This window comes from Teichococcus aestuarii (genome assembly GCF_042651065.1).
In the GTDB taxonomy this organism is placed as follows: domain Bacteria; phylum Pseudomonadota; class Alphaproteobacteria; order Acetobacterales; family Acetobacteraceae; genus Pseudoroseomonas; species Pseudoroseomonas aestuarii.
The window spans coordinates 1-21,092 of sequence record NZ_JBHSCH010000057.1 but is presented as its reverse complement, the minus strand read 5'-3'; the positions used below and the strand labels follow the sequence as shown (position 1 = coordinate 21,092).

General features: G+C 73.9%; 23 protein-coding genes. 5 read left to right on the top strand and 18 right to left on the bottom strand.

Annotated elements, in window-relative coordinates; all coding sequences use genetic code 11:
- Positions 1 to 25 precede the first annotated feature (25 nt).
- The gene (bluB, locus tag ACFOY6_RS18485) at positions 26 to 658 is read right to left on the bottom strand and encodes a 5,6-dimethylbenzimidazole synthase (protein ID WP_379651888.1); all 633 of its coding nucleotides are present in this window, start codon (positions 656 to 658) and stop codon (positions 26 to 28) included.
- An 8-nt stretch (positions 659 to 666) separates the two neighbouring features.
- A complete protein-coding gene (locus tag ACFOY6_RS18480) occupies positions 667 to 2,838 on the bottom strand; it encodes a glycosyltransferase family 4 protein (RefSeq protein ID WP_379651887.1) in 2,172 nt (723 codons plus the stop codon).
- A gap of 146 nt (positions 2,839 to 2,984) precedes the next feature.
- On the opposite strand from ACFOY6_RS18480, the gene ACFOY6_RS18475 reads away from it, so the two are divergent.
- Positions 2,985 to 4,331 carry a glycosyltransferase family 4 protein gene (locus tag ACFOY6_RS18475; protein ID WP_379631465.1) on the top strand — a complete coding sequence of 449 codons (1,347 nt, stop codon included), beginning with the start codon at positions 2,985 to 2,987 and terminating at the stop codon, positions 4,329 to 4,331.
- A gap of 131 nt (positions 4,332 to 4,462) precedes the next feature.
- On the opposite strand, the gene ACFOY6_RS18470 is transcribed toward ACFOY6_RS18475, so the two are convergent.
- Positions 4,463 to 5,647: an enolase C-terminal domain-like protein gene (locus ACFOY6_RS18470; protein ID WP_379651886.1), complete on the bottom strand. Its 1,185-nt coding sequence runs from the start codon at positions 5,645 to 5,647 to the stop codon at positions 4,463 to 4,465.
- Between the two features lie 4 nt (positions 5,648 to 5,651).
- Positions 5,652 to 6,824, bottom strand: a complete 1,173-nt coding sequence (locus tag ACFOY6_RS18465) for a CaiB/BaiF CoA transferase family protein (RefSeq protein WP_109517999.1) — start codon at positions 6,822 to 6,824, stop codon at positions 5,652 to 5,654.
- A gap of 155 nt (positions 6,825 to 6,979) precedes the next feature.
- On the opposite strand from ACFOY6_RS18465, the gene ACFOY6_RS18460 reads away from it, so the two are divergent.
- Positions 6,980 to 7,462, top strand: a complete 483-nt coding sequence (locus ACFOY6_RS18460) for a GNAT family N-acetyltransferase (protein ID WP_379651885.1) — start codon at positions 6,980 to 6,982, stop codon at positions 7,460 to 7,462.
- Positions 7,463 to 7,472: 10 nt separating this feature from the next.
- Here ACFOY6_RS18460 and ACFOY6_RS18455 read toward each other — a convergent pair whose 3' ends face one another.
- The 4 genes from ACFOY6_RS18455 to ACFOY6_RS18440 all read right to left on the bottom strand — a co-directional run bounded on the left by ACFOY6_RS18455 (position 7,473) and on the right by ACFOY6_RS18440 (position 11,102).
- On the bottom strand, positions 7,473 to 8,021 hold the full coding sequence (locus ACFOY6_RS18455; RefSeq protein WP_379631463.1) for a hypothetical protein: 549 nt from the start codon (positions 8,019 to 8,021) through the stop codon (positions 7,473 to 7,475).
- Positions 8,022 to 8,143: 122 nt separating this feature from the next.
- A complete protein-coding gene (locus ACFOY6_RS18450; RefSeq protein ID WP_109517996.1) occupies positions 8,144 to 8,347 on the bottom strand; it encodes a heavy-metal-associated domain-containing protein in 204 nt (67 codons plus the stop codon).
- Positions 8,344 to 8,733 (bottom strand): Cu(I)-responsive transcriptional regulator, encoded by a 390-nt coding sequence (gene cueR / locus ACFOY6_RS18445; RefSeq protein ID WP_109517995.1) that lies wholly within the window; start codon positions 8,731 to 8,733, stop codon positions 8,344 to 8,346. The genes ACFOY6_RS18450 and cueR overlap by 4 nt, the downstream gene beginning before the upstream one ends.
- Complete coding sequence (locus tag ACFOY6_RS18440) at positions 8,730 to 11,102, bottom strand: heavy metal translocating P-type ATPase (RefSeq protein ID WP_379651884.1); 2,373 nt, start codon at positions 11,100 to 11,102, stop codon at positions 8,730 to 8,732. The genes cueR and ACFOY6_RS18440 overlap by 4 nt, the downstream gene beginning before the upstream one ends.
- A 117-nt stretch (positions 11,103 to 11,219) precedes the next feature.
- On the opposite strand from ACFOY6_RS18440, the gene ACFOY6_RS18435 reads away from it, so the two are divergent.
- Complete coding sequence (locus tag ACFOY6_RS18435; protein WP_379651883.1) at positions 11,220 to 12,302, top strand: trypsin-like peptidase domain-containing protein; 1,083 nt, start codon at positions 11,220 to 11,222, stop codon at positions 12,300 to 12,302.
- 108 nt (positions 12,303 to 12,410) lie between these two features.
- On the opposite strand, the gene ACFOY6_RS18430 is transcribed toward ACFOY6_RS18435, so the two are convergent.
- Complete coding sequence (locus ACFOY6_RS18430) at positions 12,411 to 13,286, bottom strand: helix-turn-helix transcriptional regulator (RefSeq protein ID WP_109517992.1); 876 nt, start codon at positions 13,284 to 13,286, stop codon at positions 12,411 to 12,413.
- A gap of 117 nt (positions 13,287 to 13,403) precedes the next feature.
- On the opposite strand from ACFOY6_RS18430, the gene ACFOY6_RS18425 reads away from it, so the two are divergent.
- Positions 13,404 to 14,252 (top strand): substrate-binding domain-containing protein, encoded by an 849-nt coding sequence (locus ACFOY6_RS18425; RefSeq protein WP_379631456.1) that lies wholly within the window; start codon positions 13,404 to 13,406, stop codon positions 14,250 to 14,252.
- 51 nt (positions 14,253 to 14,303) lie between these two features.
- Here the strand turns inward: ACFOY6_RS18425 and ACFOY6_RS18420 are convergent, their stop codons facing one another.
- From ACFOY6_RS18420 to ACFOY6_RS18395, 6 genes are all read right to left on the bottom strand, one after another.
- A complete protein-coding gene (locus ACFOY6_RS18420; RefSeq protein WP_281262105.1) occupies positions 14,304 to 14,429 on the bottom strand; it encodes a hypothetical protein in 126 nt (41 codons plus the stop codon).
- 28 nt (positions 14,430 to 14,457) lie between these two features.
- Positions 14,458 to 15,087, bottom strand: coding sequence for a molybdenum cofactor guanylyltransferase MobA (gene mobA, locus ACFOY6_RS18415; RefSeq protein WP_109517990.1), 630 nt, complete (start codon positions 15,085 to 15,087; stop codon positions 14,458 to 14,460).
- Positions 15,077 to 15,967: a formate dehydrogenase accessory sulfurtransferase FdhD gene (gene fdhD / locus ACFOY6_RS18410; RefSeq protein ID WP_379651882.1), complete on the bottom strand. Its 891-nt coding sequence runs from the start codon at positions 15,965 to 15,967 to the stop codon at positions 15,077 to 15,079. Before fdhD ends, mobA begins: the two co-directional genes overlap by 11 nt.
- 91 nt (positions 15,968 to 16,058) lie before the next feature.
- Complete coding sequence (locus tag ACFOY6_RS18405; protein ID WP_379651881.1) at positions 16,059 to 16,700, bottom strand: hypothetical protein; 642 nt, start codon at positions 16,698 to 16,700, stop codon at positions 16,059 to 16,061.
- Between the two features lie 39 nt (positions 16,701 to 16,739).
- Positions 16,740 to 18,056 carry a 4-aminobutyrate--2-oxoglutarate transaminase gene (gene gabT, locus ACFOY6_RS18400; RefSeq protein ID WP_379651880.1) on the bottom strand — a complete coding sequence of 439 codons (1,317 nt, stop codon included), beginning with the start codon at positions 18,054 to 18,056 and terminating at the stop codon, positions 16,740 to 16,742.
- Positions 18,057 to 18,239: 183 nt separating this feature from the next.
- Positions 18,240 to 18,392, bottom strand: a complete 153-nt coding sequence (locus ACFOY6_RS18395; RefSeq protein WP_181378198.1) for a hypothetical protein — start codon at positions 18,390 to 18,392, stop codon at positions 18,240 to 18,242.
- Positions 18,393 to 18,611: 219 nt separating this feature from the next.
- Between ACFOY6_RS18395 and ACFOY6_RS18390 the strand changes: the two genes are divergently transcribed.
- Positions 18,612 to 19,613, top strand: a complete 1,002-nt coding sequence (locus ACFOY6_RS18390; RefSeq protein WP_379651879.1) for a Bug family tripartite tricarboxylate transporter substrate binding protein — start codon at positions 18,612 to 18,614, stop codon at positions 19,611 to 19,613.
- Positions 19,614 to 19,646: 33 nt separating this feature from the next.
- Here ACFOY6_RS18390 and ACFOY6_RS18385 read toward each other — a convergent pair whose 3' ends face one another.
- From ACFOY6_RS18385 to rlmB, 3 genes are all read right to left on the bottom strand, one after another.
- The gene (locus ACFOY6_RS18385) at positions 19,647 to 19,862 is read right to left on the bottom strand and encodes a hypothetical protein (protein ID WP_109517985.1); all 216 of its coding nucleotides are present in this window, start codon (positions 19,860 to 19,862) and stop codon (positions 19,647 to 19,649) included.
- Between the two features lie 19 nt (positions 19,863 to 19,881).
- A complete protein-coding gene (locus ACFOY6_RS18380; RefSeq protein WP_109517984.1) occupies positions 19,882 to 20,115 on the bottom strand; it encodes a hypothetical protein in 234 nt (77 codons plus the stop codon).
- Positions 20,116 to 20,249: 134 nt separating this feature from the next.
- Positions 20,250 to 21,026 carry a 23S rRNA (guanosine(2251)-2'-O)-methyltransferase RlmB gene (gene rlmB / locus ACFOY6_RS18375; protein ID WP_379651893.1) on the bottom strand — a complete coding sequence of 259 codons (777 nt, stop codon included), beginning with the start codon at positions 21,024 to 21,026 and terminating at the stop codon, positions 20,250 to 20,252.
- Positions 21,027 to 21,092 lie beyond the last annotated feature (66 nt).

Genomic DNA, 21,092 nt, shown 5'->3' with positions numbered 1-21,092 from the left:
GGGGGGAGGTGGTCTGCCCCGGCCCTCAGCGCCGCAGCAGCGGCGCGGGGCGGGGCGTTTCCCAGCCTTCGCGCTGCAGCTCCGGCGTCTCGGAGTCCGCCTGCGGATAGCCCAGGCAGAACAGCCCGATGAAGCGCCATTCCGCCGGCACCGCCAGCGCCGCCGCCATCCCCTCCGGCTCCAGGATCGACACCCAGCCGAGGCCCAGCCCCTCCGCGCGCGCGGCCAGCCACAGCGTGTGCGCCGCCATCACCGCCGAATAGTCCAGGGTCTGCGGCATGGTGCGGCGGCCCAGCCCGTGGCCCTGCGCCGGGTCGGGCAGGGCGAAGAGGGCGAGCAGGCAGGGCGCCTCCTCCAGCCCCGCCAGCTTCAGCCGGGCATAGCGCGCGGCACGCTCCGCCGGCTGCGCCGCCAGGGCCTCGGCGTTGCTGCGGCGGAAATTCTCCCGCAGCCAGGCGCGGCGCGCCGCATCCTCCACCAGCACGAAGCGCCAGGGCTGGCTCAGCCCCACCGAGGGGGCCAGCGCCGCCAGCGCCAGCAGCCGCTCCAACGCCGCCTCCGGCACCGGGTCGGGGCGGAAATGGCGGACATCCCGCCGCCAGCGGAACAGCGCCTCCAGCCGCGCCTGGAAGGCGGCGTCGAAGACGGGCGGCGTCACCGGCGGCGTCACATCCCGGGCCGCGCGGCGGGGACGAGGAAGTGGCGCTGCTCCAGCAGGGCCAGCCGTTCGTCCAGCCGCCCGGCGCGGGCCAGGCTGAAGCCGGTGAGGCCGATGCCCAGATGCCCGGCCTCCCGGTCGGCCGGCGGCACGCGGCTCAGCAGCTCCACGCGCAGCAGCGGGCCGCCGGCCGGCACGTCCAGCGCCAGGATGGCCGATTGCCCCGCCCGCAGATGCAGCGGCACCGGGGCGGCCGGCGCCGCGTCCTCGCGCTGTGCCAGGATCTCCACCATGCGGTGCGCGGGGGCCGGGGCGCGCAGCTCCAGCTCCAGCCGCAGCGGGCCGGCCTGCTCCGGGCCCAGCGGCAGCGCCAGCAGCGCCTCGCCCGGGCGGGTCCAGGCCTCCTCCGCCGCCAGCGGGTGCCAGCCCTCGCCCTGCCGCACCGCCTCGGCGATCGCCATCTCCAGGCAGGGCCGCCCCGTCTCCAGCCGCCGCAGCCGGTGGCGCCGGCCCGCGGGCACCGGCAGGCGGCCGAGCAGGGAAGGCGGCGGCAGCCCCGGCGCGGCGCCGCCGGCAAGGCGCTCCGCCTCCGCCATCAGCTGTGCCGCCACCGCCTCCCAGCCGCGCAGCGGCGGCGCGGCGGCGATGCGTGCCTCGGCCGCGGCGCGGAATTCCGGCTCGGTGATCAGCCGGGTCAGCTTCTCCAGCAGGTCCGGCTCGCTGCCGGGAGCGAAGAACAGCGCGCCGCCTTCCCCCGCCTCGCGCAGCGCCGAATGCTCGGGCACCAGCGGCACCTTGCCGGCGGCCAGGCTCTCCGTCACCGGCAGGCCCCAGCCCTCATGGTGGCTGTTGTAGAGGGTGAACAGGCACTTGCGGTACAGCGCCGCCAGCAGCGGGTCCGGCACGTCGTGCAGCAGCCGGACGCGGGCGCGCAGCTCCGGCACCGAGTCGAGCAGCGCCAGCGCCGCCTCCGCCCGCCAGCCCGGCCGGCCGACGCAGACCAGCAGCGGCACGGCGCCCGGGCCCAGCCGGCGCAGCAGCGTCAGCCAGGCGCCGAACACCATCAGGTGGTTCTTCCGCCCCTCGATGGTGGAGACGAACAGCACGAAGGGCGTGCCGTCGCGCAGCAGGGGGTGCTCGGGCGGCGGGGCGGAGGGCAGGGCGGCCAGGGGGCGCGGCGCGGCGTCCAGCGGCACCACCGCGGCCGGGGGCACGGGCAGCTCCGGCAGCAGCGCCGTGTGCAGGCGGCGCATGTCGTCGCGCGTGGAGCGGGAGACCGCCAGCACGCCATCGGCATGCAGCGAGAGGCTGGCGAACCAGCGGGCATAGGCCCGCGTCACCCCTTCCGCGCAATGCTCGGGCAGCAGCAGCGGGATGCAGTCGTGCAGCAGCGGCACGTGGCGCAGCCCGTCCCGCTCGCGCGCCAGGCGCAGGCTGGCGAGGTAGTCCGGCTGGCCCCAGGTGCCGCCCAGCGTCACCAGCACCGCGCCGGGGGCGAAGCGCAGCGGTGGCGGGCTGGCCAGCAGGGCCTCCAGCAGCGTGGCGGCGTCGCGCCATTCGGGCGCCTCGGGGTCGGCGCCCTCGGTCATCAGCCGCTCGAGCCGCAGGAAGAGCGGCGCCGGCAGGGCGCGCCAGCCGCCGCCCTCGGCGGGCATGGCGCAGAGCGGCGGCGGCGTGGGCGCGGACAGCGCGGCGCGGGCGAGGCCGAGCTGCACGCGCTGGATGCCGCTCGGCGCCCGCCGGCCGCCGCGGATCCAGGCGGCGAGGTCGGTCAGGTCCAGCACCACGCCGGCGGCGGCCGTGGCCAGGGGCCGCGCCGGGCGCTCGCCGGCCAGGGCGCGCCATTCCCGCCAGCCATCCTCGGATCGCGGGTCCAGCAGCAGGGCATGGCCGTAGGCGGCCAGCGCCGCCTCGCGCGCGCCGCGCAACTTCTCGGCATGGCCGATCTGCAGCGGGATGTCGGCCTCCTCCGGCCGCTTGCGGGCGGCGTCGCGGTAGAGCGCCAGGGCGCCGGCGATGTCGCCCGCCTCCTTCAGGCAGTGCCCCTGCTGCACCTGCATGCCGGCATCCTCGGGGCGCAGGCGCAGGAAGGCCGCGTAGGCCGCCGCCGCAGCGCGCCATTCCCGCCGGTTGCGCAGCTCGTCCGCCTCCCGCCGCAACGCCTCCGCATCGTCCAGCATGTCCGCTCCCGCTTTGGTCTCCGCTGTTCCATCCCCTCCGCGGGGCATGGCGGTCAAGAGCCGGGCACCCTCCGCGGAAAGGGAGCATGGACGGGTGCCCGCCCACCCGGCTACCCCTGGGATGGATCTCGGCCTAGGGTCTCTCCATGCGCTCCCGAATCTACCTCGACGGCTACAACCTCGCGCTCGACCAGGGCACGGGCGTCGCCACCTATGCCCGCAACCTGAGCTTCCGGCTGGGGGCGATGGGGGCGGAGGTGGGGGTGCTCTACGGCACCCGCGCCAGCCCCAGCCGCAATGAGCTGATCCGCGAGATCGCCTTCTTCGACAACCGCGTGGGCGAGAGCGCCAAGCTGCTGCGCTGGCTGCGCGCCATGCGCCGGGTGGCGATGGGGCCGCTCGGCGAATACGCCACCCGCGTGCCGATCACCGGCAACGTCGTGGCCAGCACCTTCGAAAGCCGGATGCCGCATTTCGACCATCTGTGGAACGTCGAGAACGGCTTTTCCCTGGCGGCCAACTACTTCAAGCACTTCAAGCACCGGCTGACGATCCGGATGCCGCGCCCGCCCGAGATCATGCACTGGACCTACCCGGTGCCGATGCGGCTCTCGGGCGCGAAGAACATCTACTGCCTGCACGACCTGGTGCCGCTGCGCCTGCCCTACACGACGCTGGACAACAAGCGCCGCTACTACCGGCTGAACCGCCTGCTGGTGCGCCAGGCCGACCATATCGTGACGGTGAGCGAGGCCTCGCGCCGGGACATCATCAACCTGCTCGGCGCCGACCCGGAGAAGGTGACGAACACCTACCAGGCCGTCGACCTGCCGCGGAAATTCACCGAGAAGCCGCTGAACGAGGCGCAGGACGAGGTGATGGGCAGCTTCGGCCTGTCCTGGAAGGGCTACTTCCTGTTCTTCGGCGCCATCGAGCCGAAGAAGAATGTCGGCCGCATGATCGAGGCCTTCCTCGCCTCCGGCTCCGAGCTGCCGCTGGTCATCGTCGGCAAGCAGGCCTGGAAGAGCGAGGAGGAGCTGAAGCTCCTGTTCGACGACCACATCCGCTACCAGGTGCAGGAGGGCTCCATCCTGCGCACCCGGCGCAAGATCATCCTGCTGGACTATGCGCCCTTCCGGCTGCTCATCTCGCTGATCCGCGGCGCCAGGGCGGCGCTGTTCCCCTCGCTCTACGAGGGGTTCGGCCTGCCGGCGCTGGAGGCGATGATGCTGGGCACGCCGGTGATGACCTCCAACACCTCCTCCCTGCCCGAGGTGGTGGGCGAGGCCGCCATCACCGTCGACCCCTACGACGTGCGGGCGATGGTGGAGGCGATCCGCGCCCTCGACACCAATGCGGAGCTGCGCGGCTGGCTCGCCGCCGCCGGGCCGCAGCGCGCCGCGCTGTTCAGCAACGCCGCCTATGAGAAGAAGCTTTCCGAGGTCTATGCCCGGCTTGGCGTCGGACCATCGGCCGCAGGGGAAGGCCAGTAAGGCATTCTTCTTTTTCTGAAGAAAAAGAAGCAAAAAGACTTTGTCAGTCTGGCGCGGCGCCCGTGGATGGCGCGGGCCAAACTGACAAAAGTTTTTTGGTTCTTTTTTCCAAAAAAGAACCTCTTCCTGGCTTACCCCACCAGCGTCTTCAGCACCGCGTACAGCGCCGACTTCTTCTCAAAGCCGATGCCGGGCGTGTCGTGCAGGCGGATGCGGCTCTCCTGCACCGGCGTATCGTCGGCGAAGCCGCCGAAGGGCGCGAACACCTCCGGGTAGCTCTCATTGCCGCCGAGGCCGAGCCCCACCGCGATGTTGAGCGCGAACTGGTGCCCGCCATGCGGCACGCAGCGGCGCGGCGACCAGCCATGCTGCGCCAGCATCTCCAGCGTGCGGAGATATTCCACCAGCCCGTAGGAGAGGGCGGGGTCGAACTGCAGGATGTCGCGGTCCGGGCGCAGCCCGCCATGGCGGATCAGGTTGCGCGCATCCTGCATGGAGAACAGGTTCTCGCCGGTGGCGATGGGGCCGGCATAATGCTCGGCCAGCGCGGCGTGGGTGCTGTAGTCCAGCGGGTCGAGCGGCTCCTCGTACCAGCGCAGCTTGTAGGGGGCCAGAGCTGCGGCGTAGCTCAGCGCCGCGTGCAGGCCGAAGCGGCCGTTGACGTCCACGCAGAGGCGGGAGCCGTCGCCGCCCAGCAGCTTCAGCACCGCCTCGATGCGGGCGATGTCCTCCTTCAGCGCGTCGCGCAGCGGCGTGCCGGGGGCGCCGCCGATCTTCATCTTCACCACCGAGTAGCCCATGCCGAGGTAGCGCCGCATCTCCTCGACCAGCGCGCCGACATCCTTGCCCGGGTAGTAGTAGCCGCCGGCGGCGTAGATCCAGGCGCTCTCATCGGCCTGGCCCTGGCGGTAACGCTCGGCCAGCAGCGCCCAGAGCGGCTTGCCCTCCAGCTTCGCCGCCGCGTCCCACAGCGCCATGTCCAGCACGCCGACCGCCACGGAGCGCTCGCCATGCCCGCCGGGCTTCTCGTTGCGCATCATGGCGGCCCAGGCGCCGGCCGGGTTCAGCGTGCCCTCGGGCGTGGCCAGCGCCACCTCCGGCGCCTCCAGCAGGCGCGGGATGAAGCGCTCCCGCAGCAGGCCGGGCTGGGCGTAGCGGCCGTTGGAGTTGAAGCCGAAGCCGGTGGCGGAGCGGCCATGGCCGTCCTCCACCGTGACGGCGACGATGCTCGCCGTCATCTTCGAGAAGTCGATATAGGCGTTGGCGATGTCGCTGGCGATCGGGGCGACGCCGTCGCGGATGGCGGTGATGCGCATGGGGTCAGATGGCCTTCTTGGCGCGGAGCGTGTCGATCTCCTCCGAGGCGAAGCCGAATTCGCGCAGCACGGAGGTGGTGTGCTGGCCGCGCTCCGGCGTCGGCTGGCGCGGCGGCTCGACGCCGGCGAGCTGCATGGGCGGCCGCACCAGGTTGATCTCGCCGAGCTGCGGGTGGCGCACCGGCCAGGCGAGGCCGAGATGCCGCACCTGCGCGTCGTCGAACACCTGGTCCATGGAATAGACCGGGCCGCAGGGCACGCCGGCGGCGTTGAAGGCCTCGATCCAGTGGGCGGCGGTGTCCGTCTCCAGCTTCGCCTGCAGCACGGCGTTGGTCTTGGTGCGGTTCTGCGAGCGCAGCTTGTCGGTGGCGAGGTCGGGGTCGGCCGCCTCCGCCTCGATGCCGAGCACGCCGACGATGCGCCGCCACATCTCGCCGCCGCCGGCGGCGATGTTGATGACGCCGTCGCTGGTGCGGAACAGGCCGGTGGGAATGGTGGTGGGGTGGTCGTTGCCGGCCTGCTGCGGCACCTCGCCCTTCATGGTCCAGCGCGTGGCCTGGAAGTCCATCATGCCCACCATCGCCTCCAGCAGCGAGGTGTGCACCCAGCGGCCGCGCCCCGTCTGCTCCCGCTCCAGCAGCGCGACGAGGATGCCGATGGCGCAGTAGAGCCCGGCGGTGAGGTCGGCCACGGGGATGCCGGCACGCACCGGCCCCTGGCCGGGCAGGCCGGTCACGCTCATCAGCCCGCCCATGCCCTGGGCGATCTGGTCGAAGCCGGGCCGCTTCGCATAGGGGCCGTCCTGCCCGAAGCCGGAGATGGAGCCGAGCACGATGCGCGGGTTGATGGCGGCGAGCGCCTCGTAGCCGATGCCGAGGCGGTCCTTCACGTCGGGGCGGTAGTTCTCCACCACCACATCGGCCTGCGCCACCAGCCGCCGGAACGCCGCCAGCCCGTCCGGCGACTTCAGGTTCAGCGTGATGCCGCGCTTGTTGCGGTGGACGTTCTGGTAGTCCGGCCCGAGCGTGTCGCCGCCCAGCCCCTTGCCGGTGTCGACCGCCTCCGGCGCCTCGATCTTGATGACATTGGCGCCCCAGTCGGCCAGCTGGCGCACGCAGGTGGGGCCGGAGCGGACGCGGGTGAGGTCGAGCACGGTGAAGCGGGCGAGCGGCAGCATGGGCCTGGGTTTCCTCCGGCGGTGGCGCCGTGGAATGGCGCCCGGCCAGAGTAACGCGCGGCGCCGGGGCGGGAAGCCCCCCTGGCCGGCCCCCGCGCTGGCGCCGCGCCGCCGCCCTGCCTAAACCGGGGCTTCCAGCAGGAGAGCTTCGCCGCATGTTGATCCGCCCCGCGCGCCCCGAGGACCAGCCTTCCCTCTGGTCCATCCTCGGCCCGACCATCCGTGCCGGCGAGACCTATGCCCTGCCGCGCGACATGGGCGAGGCGGCGGCGCTGGCCTACTGGCTGGGCGCGGACCGCGAGACCTTCGTGGCGGAGGCGGGGGGCGAGATCCTCGGCACCTACTACATCCGCCCCAACCAGGCGGGGGGCGGGGCGCATGTGGCCAATTGCGGCTACATGACCGCGGCGGCCGCCACCGGGCGGGGCGTTGCGCGGGCGATGTGCGCGCACTCGCTGGAGCACGCCCGGGCGCGCGGCTACCGGGCGATGCAGTTCAACTGCGTGGTCAGCACCAATGAGCGGGCGGTGCGGCTGTGGCAGGCGATGGGCTTCGAGATCCTGGCCCGCCTGCCGGGCGCGTTCCGCCACCCCACGGCCGGCGAGGTGGACGCGCTGGTGATGTTCCAGGCGCTCTGACCGCGCCCGCTCAGCCGAGCGGGCTGTCCGCGAGGCGGGCGAAGGGGCCGTAGAGGTCGCAGAGATCGGTGCTGGGGCTGAGCTTGCGGTAGCGCATCGGCGAGAGCGGGTCCCGCGGCTGCACGGCCAGCAATTGCTGCCCGTTCCGGTCGAGGAAGAGGCGGTGATGGAAGCTGTCGCCGCGGTGGATGACGAAGACGCCGCGCGTCTCCGCCACCTGCTCCCCCAGATCGTCCAGCGCCCAGCGGCGCCAGGTGACGGCCCAGCCCTGGCGGGTGCGGGTGAGGGCGCGCGCATCCATCTCGGCATTGCGGGAGAAGAAGTCCCGGTGCGATTCGACAAGCTGGGCGAGGTCGTCCCGCAGGCGGTTGAGGATGGGGTTGAGCGCGGCCGGCGGCGGTGGCGGCGCCGCCTGGTGCACGTCGCTGCCGCCATAGCCGGTGAAGCGGGCCTGCTGGTAGTCGGCCAGCGGCGAGGGGCTGCGCCGGCCGCCCGGCACGATGCCGGGGCCCGCGCCGGGCGCGCCCGGCAGGGTGGGGTTTTTCCAAAGACCGCTCATGCCAGATCCTCCGCCCGCAGATGCCGGGGATTCCTGCCATGCTTCCCTGAAGAAAGTCTGAAGGCGCCGCGGCCGGCGCGCTTCAGCCGGTGCCCGCGCGCTTCAGCCGGTGCCCGCGCGCTTCAGCCGGTGACGGTGTAGCCTTCCTCCGCCACCAGCGCGGCGACGCGCGCGCGCGGCAGGCCGGTGGCGGCGCGCACCGTGCCGGCGGCGAGGTCCACCGCCACCTCCGCCTTCGGGTCCTCGGCGCGGATCGCCTCGGTCACGGCGCGCACGCAGTGGCCGCAGCTCATGCCCTGCACGGTCAGGGTGTGGGTCTCGGTCATGGCAGCTTCTCCAGTTCGTCCAGGATGGGGCAGTCGGGGCGGGCATCGCCGTGGCAGTGGGCGGCCAGGTGGCGCAGCGAGCGGGCCATGGCCTGCATCGCCTCCGCCTTGGCCTCCAGCGCCGCGACATGGTCGAGCGCGATGCGCCGCACATCGGCGCTGGCGCGGTGGCGGTCCCGCCACAGCGCCAGCAGGCGGCGCACATCCTCCAGCGGGAAGGCGAGCGCCCGGGCGTGGCGGATGAAGCGCAGCACCGCGATGTCGGCCTCCGCGTAGTCGCGGTAGCCATTGGCCAGGCGCCGTGCCGTCAGCAGCCCCTCCGCCTCGTAGTGGCGGATCATCTTGGCGCTGAGGCCGGAGCGCCGCGCCGCCTCGCCGATGTTCATGCGCGCGCCCTCCAGCGGCGGAGCAGCAGCGCGTTGGAGAGCACCGCCACCGAGGAGAAGGCCATCGCCGCCCCCGCCAGTGCCGGCGAGAGCAGGCCGAAGGCCGCGAGCGGGATGCCCAGCGTGTTGAACCCGAAGGCCCAGGCCAGGTTCTGCCGGATCTTTGCCAGCGTCGCGCGGGTGATGGAGAGCGTCGCCGGCACCAGCGCCGGGTCCGGGCGCAGCAGTGTCACATGCGCGGCGGCGATGGCGGCATCCGTGCCGCTGCCCATGGCGATGCCGAGATCGGCGGTGGCGAGCGCTGCGGCGTCGTTCACGCCATCGCCCACCATGGCCACGCGGCGGCCCTCGCGCTGCCAGGCGGCGACGCGCTCGGCCTTCTGCGCCGGCAGCACCTCGGCCGCCACCTCCGCGATGCCGAGGCCCTGCGCCACGGCGCGGGCGGCGGCGGGGGCGTCGCCGCTCAGCATGCCGGTGGCGACGCCCTGGGCACGCAGCGCTGCCACGGCCGCGCCGGCGCTCTCGCGCGGCGTGTCGGCGAAGGCCAGCAGGGCCAGGGCCTCCGGCGGCTCGGGCCGGATCAGCCAGGAGAGGGTTTCGCCGCGCCCGGCAGCGGCCTCGGCCTCGGCGGCCAGCGGGCCGGAGGCGGCGCCGCTCTCGGCCAGCAGCCGGTTGCTGCCGAGCAGCAGGTGCTGCCCGTCCACCACCCCCTCCACGCCGCGTCCGGGCAGGGCGCGGAAGGCTTCGGCCGGGGCGGGCGTGCCGCCGGCCTGTTCCAGCACGGCGCGGGCCAGCGGATGCTCGCTGCCGGCCTGGAGGCGCGCGGCGGCGGCCAGCGCCCCGGCGCGGTCCTGGCCCGGGGCGGGGTGCAGCGCCGCCAGCCGGGGGCGGCCCTCGGTCAGCGTGCCGGTCTTGTCGAAGGCGACGAGGGTGATGTGCCCGGCCCGCTCCAGCGCCTCGGCGTCGCGGATCAGGATGCCGGCGCGGGCGGCGGCGCCGGTGCCGGCCATGATGGCGGCCGGCGTCGCCAGGCCCAGCGCGCAGGGGCAGGCGATGACCAGCACCGCCACCGCGTGCAGGATGGCCGCCGCCACCCCGCCGCCGGCGAGCCACCAGCCCAGGAAGGTGAGGGCGGCGATGCCCAGCACCACCGGCACGAAGACGGCGCTGACCCGGTCCACCAGCTTCTGCACCGGCGCGCGGCTGGCCTGGGCCGCCTGCACCAGCTTCGCCACCTGGGCCAGCCGCGTCTCGGCGCCGACCGCCGTGGCGCGCAGCACCAGCCTGCCATCCAGCGCCACCGTGCCGGTGGCCACCGTGTCGCCCGGGTGCTTCTCCACGGCGCGGCTCTCGCCGGTCAGCGCGCTTTCATCGACGCCCGAGGCGCCCTCCTCCACCGTGCCGTCGGCGGGGATGCGCTCGCCGGGGCGGACCACCACGCGGTCGCCAGGGTGGAGGGCGGCGATCGGCACCTCCTGCTCCAGCCCCGCCGCATCCAGCCGGCGGGCGGTGCGCGGGCGCAGCGCCAGAAGGGCCGCGATGGCGGCGCCGGTGGCGCGGCGGGCGCGCGATTCGAGGTGCCGCCCCAGCAGCACGAAGGCGATGACCACCGCCGCCGCCTCGAAGTAGAGATGCGGCTCGCCCTGCAGCAGCAGCACCAGCGAGAGGCCGAAGGCGGCGCTGGTGCCGATGGCCACCAGCAGGTCCATGTTGCCGGTGCGCGCCTTCAGCGCCGACCAGCCGGCGCGGTAGAAGCGCAGCCCCAGCCAGAATTGCAGTGGCGCCGCCAGCAGCGCCTGCGCCCAGCCCGGCGGCATCCAGTGCCGGCCGAAGGCCATCCCCACCATGCCGATGAGGAAGGGCGCGGCCAGGGCGAAGGCGAGCGCCAGCTCCAGCCGCTCCCGCCGCAGCTGGCGGGCCTGCGTGGCCTCCTCGTCCGGCCCGGCCTCGGCGCGCAGGGCATAGCCGGCGCGGCCGATGGCCTCGGCCAGGGGCGCGGTCTCCGTCCCCGCCAGCAGGCGCAGATGCGCCGTCTCCGAGGCCAGGTTCACCGAGACGTCCAGCACGCCCGGCACCTTCCGCAGCGCGCGCTCCACCCGCCCCGCGCAGCTGGCGCAGGTCATGCCCTCGATGGCGAGGTCCCGCTCCGTCTCGGCCACGCCGTAGCCGGCGCGGGCGATGGCCTCGCGCAGCGCCTCGAGGCTGGCGGTGCCCTCGGCCTCCGCCTGCTCGCTGGCCAGGTTGACCCGGGCCTCGGTGACGCCCGGCACCTTTCGCAGGGCACGCTCCACGCGGCCGGCGCAGCTCGCGCAGGTCATGCCGGTCACGGGCAGGGTCAGGCGGGTGGGGGCGGGGGCGAGGTCGGGCATGACGCCAAGATGGGGATTCCCATTGTGGGAAGGTCAAGGGGCGAATGCGGAAACCTCGCCGCAAGCGCGGGGCTGGCCATTGACCCGGAGCCGCCGAGAGAGAACATCCCGCCCGTCATGCACCGCACCGCCCTGCTCTGCGCCCTCCTCGCCCTGCCCGCCACCACGCTGGCGCAGGGTTCCCCGGCACCGGCCTCCACGGCACCGGCTCCCGCTGCCACGGCCCCCACGGCACCGGCTCCCGCCGCCCCGGCGGAGGCGGGCAACCGGCTCCAGCTCGTCAACCGCACCGGGCAGGACGCCACCAGCCTGCAGGCGGTGCGCAGCGGCCGCGCCGACTGGGGGGCCAACACCCTGCCGCGGCCGATGCCGACCGACAAATCCTTCACCCTGCGCACCCGCGCCGAGGCCGGCTGCCGCTTCGACATCCGCCTGACCGTGGCGGATGGCCGGGTGGCGGTGCTGCGGGACCGCGACATCTGCGCCGAGCCGCGCGTGGTGGTGGAGGAGGCCGCGCTGCGCGCCGCGCCCAGCCGCCCCGCCGCCGGCCAGCCGGACCCCAAGGCGCGCGCCGCCTCCGGCACCGGCTTCGTCGTGGCCACTGACCGGGTGCTGACCAACCATCACGTGGTGGATGGCTGCGACCGCATCTTCGTCCGCACCGCCGACGGGCGGACGCTGCCCGCCGTGCCGCCCGCGCGGGTGGATGCCGGCATCGACCTCGCTTTGCTGGCCGTGCCGGGCGACCCGGGCGAGCCGCTGCCCTTCCGCGCCAGCCCCGAGGTGCGGCGGGGCGAGGGTGTCATCGCCTTCGGCTTCCCGCTGGCCGGGCTGCTCTCCTCCGACCCCAAGCTGACGCGGGGCGAGGTGAACGGGCTGAACGGCCTCGGCAACAACCCCAACCACTACCAGATCAGCGCCGAGGTGCAGCCGGGCAATTCCGGCGGCCCGCTGCTGGACATGCAGGGCCACATCGTCGGCGTGGTGGTGAGCAAGCTGCACGCGCAGAACATCGCCAAGCGCACCGGCGACATCCCGCAGAACGTGAACTTCGCGGTGAAGGGCGCGGTGGCGCAGGAATTCCTCCGCCGCGCCCAGATCACGCCGCAGGCCGCCCCCAGCGCGGGCGCGGAGCGCAGCGCCGCCGACATCGGCGAGCTGGCCAACCGGGGCACGGTGTTCGTCCGCTGCGAGAAGTGACGGCCTAGAGCCTTTTCCGTTCGCACTGGCTCACAGAAAAGGCTCTGGCTCATTGTTTTCACGAGCATCTTCACGCGATCAGGCGAAGCAGCCTGCTCGCGATCTGCTCTAGACCCGGAAGGCCACGCTGCCGCAGGCGGCGATGTCGTAGCCGCTCAGCCGCTCCGCCCGCGCCGCGAAGCCGGGCGTGCGGGTGAAGCGGAGCAGCGCCTGCAGCTCCGGCCCGAACCAGTCCTGCGCCCGCGCCACGAGGTCGAAGCGCTCGCGGATCAGCGGCAGGAAGTGCAGCCCGCGCGCCGCCGCCTCGGCACGGATGCCGAAGCCGGCCTCGGCACGGCCCTCGGCCACGGCGGCGGCCACCTCGTCCTCCGCCATGGCGGGCTCGGCCAGGAAGCGGAGGGAGTCCAGCCGGATCTGCGCCTCGGCCAGCAGGTGCAGCAGCAGCAGGTGGCTGCCGGCGCGCGGCTGGCGCCCGGCCACGCGCAGCCCCGGCCGCGCCAGGTCGGCGATGCCGCGCACCGCCTGCGGGTTGCCGGCGGGCAGGATCAGCCCCTGCTCGCGCCAGGCCCAGACCAGCCCCACCGCCTGCGCGTCCGGCAGCAGGTCGCGCACCGTGGCTTCGTTGAAGGCGCCGCCATCGGGGTCCGGCAGGTGGGTGGCGGCGGCCAGGGCGCGGCCGGCGGCCAGGGTCTCCAGCCCCATCAGGCTGCCGCCCGCGGCGATGGCCAGGCCGCAGCCGGATTGCCGCACCGCCCAGTCCAGCAGCGGGTCGTGGCTGCCGGCCAGGATGGCGGGCGGGGCGAGGCGGGCCGCCTCCGGCCCGGCGGCGCGGCTCATCCAGCGCAGCAGCAGGTCGCGCGGGAAGATCCACTTGCCGGCCAGGATCACCGCCGGCAGGCGCTGCTGCCGGGCCAGGTCGTAGAGGGCACGCTCGGACAGGCGCAGCAGCCGCGCGGCTTCCTTCAGGGTGAGAAATTCCGGCATCAGGCGGCAGGCTCCGGCAGGTGACGGCGGATGCTAGGGAATGGGGCGGCTCCCCGCCAGCGCCTGCCGTGTCAGTTTGCCTGCCCGAGACAAAATGCCGGACCGGAGCCAGAGCCCATGCGCCGCCGCCTCTTCCTGCCCCTGCTGCCTTTGCTCGCGGGGCTGCTAGCCAGCCTGCCGCCCCTGTCGCCCTCCCTGGCGCAGGAGCGCAGCATCACCGTCTCCTCCACCACTTCCACCGAGCAGTCCGGCCTGTTCGGCCACATCCTGCCGATCTTCACGGCGAAGACGGGCATCGCCGTGCGCGTGGTGGCGCTGGGCACCGGGCAGGCGCTCGATGTCGGCCGGCGCGGCGATGCCGACGTGGTCTTCGTGCACGACCGCGCGGCGGAGGAGAGGTTCGTCGCCGAGGGCTACGCCACGCGCCGCTATCCCGTGATGTACAACGATTTCGTGCTGGCCGGGCCGAAGGCGGACCCGGCGGGGGTGCGCGCCGCCGGCGCCGACATCGCCGCCGCGCTGAAGGCCATCGCGGAGAGGAAGGCGGCCTTCATCAGCCGCGGCGACCGCTCCGGCACCCATGCGGCCGAGCTCCGGCTGTGGCGCCAGGCGGGGATCGACCCGGCGGCCACCGGCGGCGGCTGGTACAAGGAGATCGGGCAGGGGATGGGCCCGGCGCTGAACACCGCCGCCGCCGCCGAGGCCTATCTGCTGGCCGACCGCGGCACCTGGATCAGCTTCCGCAACCGCCGCGGCCTCGCCATCGTCACCGAGGGCGACCAGCGCCTGTTCAACCAGTATGGCGTGATGCTGGTGAACCCGGCGCGGCACCCGCATGTGAAGCAGGCGGAGGGCCAAGCCTTCATCGACTGGCTGGTGTCGCAGGAGGGGCAGGCGGCCATCGCCGGCTACAGGATCGACGGCGAGCAGCTCTTCTTCCCGAACGCCGGCGACCCGCGGGGCTGAACGCGGGCGCCGGCCGGCGGGGAGGGCCGCGGCTTCTCCCCGGCCGCTGCGTTACAGCCGCACGCCGCGGGTCTGGAAGGCGGTCTCGGCGTCGCGCTGCACCTCGGTGTCCAGCACGAAGGAGGCTGCCGTGGCCAGGATGATGGCGGCCACGACGCCGGTGATGAATGCCTTCATGGTTTCTCGCTCCGCGGAATGGCGTGCCTCAAGCTATGGGCAGCGGCGGCGCGGACCGCAAGAGCTTCTCCGCCTCCGCCAGCTCCTCCGGCGCGTTGGCGTTGAAGAAGGGGTCCACCGGCGTGGCGGGCCACTCGGCCTCGGCGCAGCCGAAGCGGGCGGTCCAGCGGTCGATCTTGCGCTCGCCGCCCTGCAGCGCGGCGCGCAACTCATCCCGCAGCGCCACCGGCCAGAGGCCGATCGGCGGGTGCGACCAGCCGCCGGAGCGGGCGCAGGCCAGCGGCGTGCCCGCCGCCACGCGCGCCGCGTGCAGCCGCGCCACGAGGTCGGCCGGGATGAAGGGCGAATCGCCCGGCACCGAGACCAGCCAGGGCAGGTCCGGCCGCTCCGCCGCCGCCCAGTCCAGCCCGGCCAGGATGCCGGCGAGCGGGCCGGGATGGCCGGGCAGCCCGTCGGCCGCCACCGGCAGGCCCCAGGCGGCGAAGCGCGCCGGGTGGCCATTGGCGTTCAGCAGCACGCCCGCCACCTGCGGGCGCAGGCGGAGCAGCACATGGTCGAGCATCGGCCTTCCGCCGAGCGGGCGCAGCGGCTTGTCGCCGCCGCCCATGCGGCGCGCCAGCCCGCCCGCCAGGACGAGGCCGAGCGTCTTAGCCCGCATGGCTTTCCGCCTCCCGGCTGTTCTTGCGCCAGTGGCGGGGGCTTTCCTCGCCATCCCGCGCCGGGTCGGCGTCGAAGACGATGCGGCTCTCGCCGGCGAGCGCGATGAAGCGGCTGCCCTTGCAGCGGCCGATGAGGGTGAGGTTCGCCTCGCGCGCCAGCTCCACCCCCCAAGCGGTGAAGCCCGAGCGCGAGATGAGGATGGGAATGCCCATCCGCACGGTCTTGATGACCATCTCGGAGGTGAGGCGGCCGGTGGTGTAGAAGATCTTGTCGGCGCCCGGCTCGCCCTCGCGGAACATCCAGCCGGCGATCTTGTCCACCGCGTTGTGGCGGCCGACATCCTCCATGTAGACGATCGGCTGGTCCGCCTGGCACAGCGCGCAGCCATGGATGGCGCCGGCCTCCAGGTAGAGCGTCGGCAGGGTGTTGATGGCGCGCAGCAGGCCGTAGAGCCAGGAGGTGCGCAACTCGGCCTCCACCGGCAGCCGGACCTGGGCGAAGCCCTCCATCAGGTCGCCGAAGGCGGTGCCCTGGGCGCAGCCGGAGGTCAGCGTCTTCTTGCGCAGCTTCGCCTCGTGGTCCGTGGTCCGCTCGGTGCGGACGACGACGACGCCGAGATCCTCGTCATGGTCGATGGCGGAGACGCGGTCGTCCGGCCGCAGCATCCCCTGGTTCAGCAGGTAGCCGAGGGCGAGGTCCTCCGGATGGTCGCCGATCGTCATCATGGTGACGATCTCCTGCCCGTTCAGGTAGAGCGTCAGCGGCCGCTCGACGGTGACGCTGACCTCGACGGGCCGCCCCGCTTGGTCGAGCCCCGCCACCCGGCGGGTGAGGCGGGGGTCGGAGGGGTCGGGGCGGACGCGCAGCGCATCGGTCATGCGCCAGAGATGCCCATGCCCGGCGGAAAAAAGAAGGGGGTGGCGCGGCGGGAGGGTGCCGCCACCCGCCGCGCCACCAGCCGCGCCACCCTCAGTGGACCGCGGGTGGCTCGCGCTGGTAGCGCGCCTCGCCGCCGCGCAGGGCCAGGGGGCGCAGCAGGAAGGCGGTGCCCCACCCCCAGCCGCCATTGACGATGGCCCATTGCCACCACGGCGCCTCGAAGCCCGGCACGCCGGGAAGCCGGCCGAACAGGGTGAGCCCGAAGGCGCCGAGCAGCGCGCCGCAGAGCAGGTCCGGCAGGGCGTGCACCCAGCGCAGGATCAGCGAGAGGAAGGCGCCGCCGAGCGCGCCCACCAGCATCAGCGCGTAGAGCGCGGGGATCTCGGTGCCCGGCAGCGGGGCGAAGAGGAAGCCGCGCTCCGGCACCAGGCGGAAGGCCTGGTGCAGCACGAACAGGCTGGCCTGGTGGAACACGACGATGGCGATGGCCCCCACCACTAGCCCGCCGCCCAGCGCGCGGCGCGGCCCGAAGGGGAGGGGCCAGCGCAGCAGCAGCAGCGCCAGGGCGGTGCCGGCCCCCAGCAGGGCGACCTCGCCCAGCCGGGCGAGGGAGATACCCTCCAGCGCTGAGCCGAGGGGGAGGGGGGTGGTCCCCCCGTTCCCCGCCATGACCCGCGCCACGACGAGGAATGCCAGGGCGAGCACCGCCCCCTTCAATGCAGCGCCGATCATGGAGTTGCCGGCTTGTCTCCCCCCGTCAGGCGCCTGGGCTCAGGCGGTGCGCTCGGCGACGCATTCGCGCAGCGCCTCGCCCAGGATGCCCATGCCTTCCTTCACCAGCGAATCGGAGGCGGTGAGCGGCACCAGGAAGCGGATGACATTGCCGCGCACGCCGCAGGAGAGCAGCACCAGCCCCTTCTGGGCCGCGCGCGCCACCAGCGCCTTGGTCAGGTCGGGGTCCGGGCGGTTGGCGTCGTCGCCCGCCACCAGCTCCATCGCCACCATGGCGCCGAGGCCGCGGATGTCGCCGATGACGCCCCTCAGGCTGTTGCTCGCCTGCATCTCCTTCAGGGCGGAGACGATGATCTCGCCGATCTGGTCGGCGCGGGCGCAGAGGCCCTCCTCCTCGATCACGTCGAGCACGGCGTTGCCGGCGGCGCAGGCCAGCGGGTTGCCGCCATAGGTGCCGCCGAGGCCGCCGGCCATCGGGCTGTCCATGATCTCCGCCTTGCCGGTGACGGCCGAGAGCGGGAAGCCGCCGGCCAGCGACTTGGCCATGGTGATGATGTCCGGCTGCACGCCGGAATGCTCGATGGCGAACAGCTTGCCAGTGCGGGCGAAGCCGGTCTGCACCTCGTCGACAATCATGACGATGCCATGCTCGTCGCAGATGCGGCGGATGCCGGCCAGCAGCTCGGCCTGGGCGATGTAGAAGCCGCCCTCGCCCTGCACCGGCTCGATGATCATGGCGGCGATGCGCTTGGGGTCCACATCGGCGCGGAACATCACCTCCAGCGCCTCCAGCGTCTGCTCGACCTCCTTGCCGTGGTAGGCGACGGGGAAGGGCAGGTGGAACACCTCGCCCGGCATCGAGCCGAAGCCCGCCTTGTAGGGCACCACCTTGCCGGTCAGCGCCATGCCGAGCAGGGTGCGGCCGTGGAAGGCGCCGGAGAAGGCGATGACGCCGTTGCGGCCCGTGTGGTGGCGGGCGATCTTCACCGCGTTCTCGATCGCCTCGGCGCCGGTGGTGAGGAACACCGTCTTGCGGGGCCCGCGCGTCGGCACCACGGCGTTCAGCCGCTCGGCCAGGCGGATGTAGCCCTCATACGGCATCACCTGGATGCAGGTGTGGCTGAAGTTCTCGAGCTGCGCGGCGACGGCGGCCTTCACCTTGGGGTGCAGGTGGCCGGTGTTCACCACCGCGATGCCGGCGCCGAAATCGATGTAGCGCTTGCCCTCGATGTCGGTGATCTCGGCGTTCTCGGCCTTCGCCGCGAAGACCGGAAGCTGGATGCCGAGGCCGCGCGGCACCGCCGCCTCGCGCCTCGCCTGCAGAGCCGCGTTGCTGTCGGCTGCCGTCACGCCCATGGCCCGTACTCCTGAAGCTGCCATTGTGGAGGCCGGACGATGCGCCCGCATCGCCGCCGCGCGCAAGGGCGCAACGACAGGAAATCGGCCATCGGGCGAGGCTTTGCGCTCCTGGCTATCGCAATGCGATCAAGGGGATGGACGGGCCTGCCGCGGGCCTGCGCGCGCCCGGCCGGCGGCGGCTCAGCCGCCGGCGAGCCCCAGGGCGAGCGTGGCGAGCAGGCAGGCCCCCAGGCTGAGCAGCACCGGCAGGTCCGGCTCCGCCGCCAGGGGGGCGGCGAAGGCGCAGGCGGGCAGGGCCTGTGGCGTGGGCCGGTTGTCTTCCGCGTGGAGCATGATGGGCTTCCCGTTAAACACGTTTGACAAACGGCATATAAGTCATTCTACGGTAAGTTCCAAGAAAACACTCCGGCCCCTTCCTTGCGTCTGATTCCTTGCCCCTGCCCGCCGAAGCGGCCCGGAGATGCCGCGCCGGGACGCTGCACAGCCGGAGCTGACGAGGTTCGGGACGATGAGAGGCAGGCGCCGGAACGCCCTTCGGGAAACCACGATTTCATGACGCAGAATAGATTGCCCCGCCGCGCCCTGCCGGGCCTGCTCGCCGCCCTGGCCGCGCCGCTGCTGCCGCCGGCCCGCGCGCCGCGGGCCCAGCCCGCCGAGACCGCCGCCTTTCCCGACCGGCCGCTGCGGCTGATCGTGCCGGTGGCGCCGGGCGGCAGCCAGGATCTGGTGGCGCGGCTGCTGGCCCGCGGCATGGGCGAGGCGCTGGGCCGCGCCGTGCAGGTGGAGAACCTGCCCGGCGCCGGCAGCAACATCGGCTACGAGGCCGCCGCGCGGGCGAAGCCGGATGGCTACACGCTGCTCGCCGGCTCCGACAGCCTGTCGATCAACGCCGCCCTCTTCCCGCGCCTGGGCTACGACCCGCTGCGCGCCTTCGAGCCCATCCTGCCCGGTGTCGCCGTGCCGCAGATCCTGGTGGTGCGGGCCGAGGCGCCGCAGCGCGACCTGGCCGGATTCGCCGAGGCGGCGCGCGGCGGCGCCCTGGCGGTGGGCACGCCGGGCAATGGCAGCCTCTCCCACCTCGTCGGCGAGCTGATGCAGCAGGCGGCCGAGATCCGCTGGACCCATGTGCCCTACCGGGGCGGCGCCCTGGCCATCAACGACCTGCTGGCCGGGCATCTGGAGGGGGTGTGGATCAACATCGGCGCCGTCACCGACCATGTGCGCGGCGGCCGGCTGCGCGGCCTCGCCGTGTCCGCGCCACGCCGCGCCGCCGCCCTGCCGGAGGTGCCGACGCTGGAGGAGGCGGGGCTGCGCAACCTCGCCGCCACGGGCTGGCACGGGCTGGTGGCGCCGGCCGGGCCGGCGCCCGCCATCGCCGCGCGGCTGCACGCCGCCGGTCAGGCGGCGCTGCGCCGGCCGGATGTCGCCGAGCGGCTGGCCGCGCTCGGGGTGGAGGTGCTCGACGAACCGCCCGCGGCGCTGGAGCGGCGGATCCTGACCGATGCGGAACGCTGGGCGGCGGTGGTGAGGCGGGCGGGGATCAGGCCCGACTGACCCCCGGTCCCGCCGGCGGCGGCGCGCGTGGCGTCACGGGGCGGCGAAGTCGCGGGCGAGGCGACGCCGCGCCTCCGCGTCGCGGGCGATGGCGACGATGGCGCCCGTGCCCTCGCCGGGCAGGAAATCCTCCAGCGGGCGGAACTGCATGTTCAGCGCGTGACGGCTGGCCCATTCGCGCAGGGCCTGCTCCTGCCCGAGGGAGAAGATGCGAAGCTCGATGGGCTGCGGGGAGGGGGTGTCCGGCATGGGGCGCGCTTCCCCGGGCTCAGGCGCGCAGCACGGGGCCGAAGGCGTCGGTGCTGGTGGCGCGCACCACCGAGGCGAAGAGGCGCAACGCATCGGGGCCGCCCTGGTCGAGCAGCGAGCCGCCTTCCATTTCGCGCGCCAGGAGCTCGGCATGGCCGGCCAGGGTCTCGGCGGCGCGCCGCAGCGCCTCGCGCGAGAGGGCAAGCTGCTGCTGCTCGGAGAAATCGTGCCAGGTTGCGGGCCGGGGGGGCATGGTCGTGTCCCAGGATGCGGCCGTCTTGGCATTGTGGAGGTCCGTCCGGTGACGGCAGGGGCAGGATGGCGCGGAAAGGTTAAGGGTTGGCGAATGCGGTGGGGCGGATGCGCATCCGCCCCACGCGGTTTCCCTCAGTCCTTCCGGACCAGCTCGTAGAGCGCCACCGAGGCGGCGACCGAGACGTTCAGGCTCTCCACCGCGCCGCTGATGGGCAGGCGCACCAGCTCGTCGCAGGTCTCGCGCTGCAGGCGGCGCAGGCCGGTGTCCTCGGCGCCCAGCACCAGGGCCACGGGGCGGTCCTTCGGGCGGGCCTCGGCCAGGGTGTTGTTGGCGTCGCCATCCAGCCCCATCACCCAGTAGCCGGCGCGCTGCAGCGTCTGGATGGTGCGGGCCAGGTTCACCTCCCGCGCCACCGGCACGCTGTCCAGCGCGCCCACGGCGGCGCGCGCCATGGCGCCGGTCTCCGGCGGCGCGTTGCGGTCCTGCATCACCACCGCCGCGGCGCCGAAGGCGGCGGCCGAACGCAGGATGGCGCCGACATTGCGCGGGTCCGTCACCTGGTCGAGCAGCAGCACCGGCCCGCGCGAGCGCGCCAGCGCATCCTCCAGCGGCACCGGCGGCAGCGGCTCGCACAGCAGGGCGATGCCCTGGTGCACCGCGTCCTCGGTCAGGAAGGTCTGGAAGCGGCCGCGCTCCACCCGCTCGGGCTGGATCTTCCAGGGGCGCGGCAGGCGCTCGGCCAGCGCCGCCTCGGCCTCGGTGGTGAGCAGCAGGCGGCGCAGCCGGCGCTGCGGGTTGGCCAGCGCCGCGGCCACGGTGTGCAGGCCGTAGAGCCACAGCGTGTTGGGCTCGGTCTTCTCGCGCGGGGCGGCGGCCTTCTCGCGGCGGGCGGGGGCCGGGCCCGCCATGGGCGCGGCCTCGGGGGCGCGCTCGGCGAATCGGGTGGCGCGGCTGGGGCGGGCGCCGGCGCGCGG

What these genes read in the sequence shown, in the direction of transcription:
- rlmB (WP_379651893.1), bottom strand. Translation starts at nt 21,026, where the DNA reads ATGGCGGGCCCGGCCCCCGCCCGCCGCGAGAAGGCCGCCGCCCCGCGC.
- ACFOY6_RS18405 (WP_379651881.1), bottom strand. Translation starts at nt 16,700, where the DNA reads ATGATCGGCGCTGCATTGAAGGGGGCGGTGCTCGCCCTGGCATTCCTC.
- ACFOY6_RS18395 (WP_181378198.1), bottom strand. Translation starts at nt 18,392, where the DNA reads ATGCTCCACGCGGAAGACAACCGGCCCACGCCACAGGCCCTGCCCGCC.
- ACFOY6_RS18430 (WP_109517992.1), bottom strand. Translation starts at nt 13,286, where the DNA reads ATGCCGGAATTTCTCACCCTGAAGGAAGCCGCGCGGCTGCTGCGCCTG.
- ACFOY6_RS18420 (WP_281262105.1), bottom strand. Translation starts at nt 14,429, where the DNA reads ATGAAGGCATTCATCACCGGCGTCGTGGCCGCCATCATCCTGGCCACG.
- ACFOY6_RS18480 (WP_379651887.1), bottom strand. Translation starts at nt 2,838, where the DNA reads ATGCTGGACGATGCGGAGGCGTTGCGGCGGGAGGCGGACGAGCTGCGC.
- ACFOY6_RS18455 (WP_379631463.1), bottom strand. Translation starts at nt 8,021, where the DNA reads ATGAGCGGTCTTTGGAAAAACCCCACCCTGCCGGGCGCGCCCGGCGCG.
- ACFOY6_RS18460 (WP_379651885.1), top strand. Translation starts at nt 6,980, where the DNA reads ATGTTGATCCGCCCCGCGCGCCCCGAGGACCAGCCTTCCCTCTGGTCC.
- ACFOY6_RS18470 (WP_379651886.1), bottom strand. Translation starts at nt 5,647, where the DNA reads ATGCGCATCACCGCCATCCGCGACGGCGTCGCCCCGATCGCCAGCGAC.
- ACFOY6_RS18440 (WP_379651884.1), bottom strand. Translation starts at nt 11,102, where the DNA reads ATGCCCGACCTCGCCCCCGCCCCCACCCGCCTGACCCTGCCCGTGACC.
- cueR (WP_109517995.1), bottom strand. Translation starts at nt 8,733, where the DNA reads ATGAACATCGGCGAGGCGGCGCGGCGCTCCGGCCTCAGCGCCAAGATG.
- ACFOY6_RS18390 (WP_379651879.1), top strand. Translation starts at nt 18,612, where the DNA reads ATGACGCAGAATAGATTGCCCCGCCGCGCCCTGCCGGGCCTGCTCGCC.
- fdhD (WP_379651882.1), bottom strand. Translation starts at nt 15,967, where the DNA reads ATGACCGATGCGCTGCGCGTCCGCCCCGACCCCTCCGACCCCCGCCTC.
- gabT (WP_379651880.1), bottom strand. Translation starts at nt 18,056, where the DNA reads ATGGGCGTGACGGCAGCCGACAGCAACGCGGCTCTGCAGGCGAGGCGC.
- ACFOY6_RS18380 (WP_109517984.1), bottom strand. Translation starts at nt 20,115, where the DNA reads ATGCCCCCCCGGCCCGCAACCTGGCACGATTTCTCCGAGCAGCAGCAG.
- ACFOY6_RS18385 (WP_109517985.1), bottom strand. Translation starts at nt 19,862, where the DNA reads ATGCCGGACACCCCCTCCCCGCAGCCCATCGAGCTTCGCATCTTCTCC.
- ACFOY6_RS18435 (WP_379651883.1), top strand. Translation starts at nt 11,220, where the DNA reads ATGCACCGCACCGCCCTGCTCTGCGCCCTCCTCGCCCTGCCCGCCACC.
- ACFOY6_RS18475 (WP_379631465.1), top strand. Translation starts at nt 2,985, where the DNA reads ATGCGCTCCCGAATCTACCTCGACGGCTACAACCTCGCGCTCGACCAG.
- ACFOY6_RS18425 (WP_379631456.1), top strand. Translation starts at nt 13,404, where the DNA reads ATGCGCCGCCGCCTCTTCCTGCCCCTGCTGCCTTTGCTCGCGGGGCTG.
- ACFOY6_RS18450 (WP_109517996.1), bottom strand. Translation starts at nt 8,347, where the DNA reads ATGACCGAGACCCACACCCTGACCGTGCAGGGCATGAGCTGCGGCCAC.
- ACFOY6_RS18465 (WP_109517999.1), bottom strand. Translation starts at nt 6,824, where the DNA reads ATGCTGCCGCTCGCCCGCTTCACCGTGCTCGACCTCACCCGCGTCCGC.
- mobA (WP_109517990.1), bottom strand. Translation starts at nt 15,087, where the DNA reads ATGCGGGCTAAGACGCTCGGCCTCGTCCTGGCGGGCGGGCTGGCGCGC.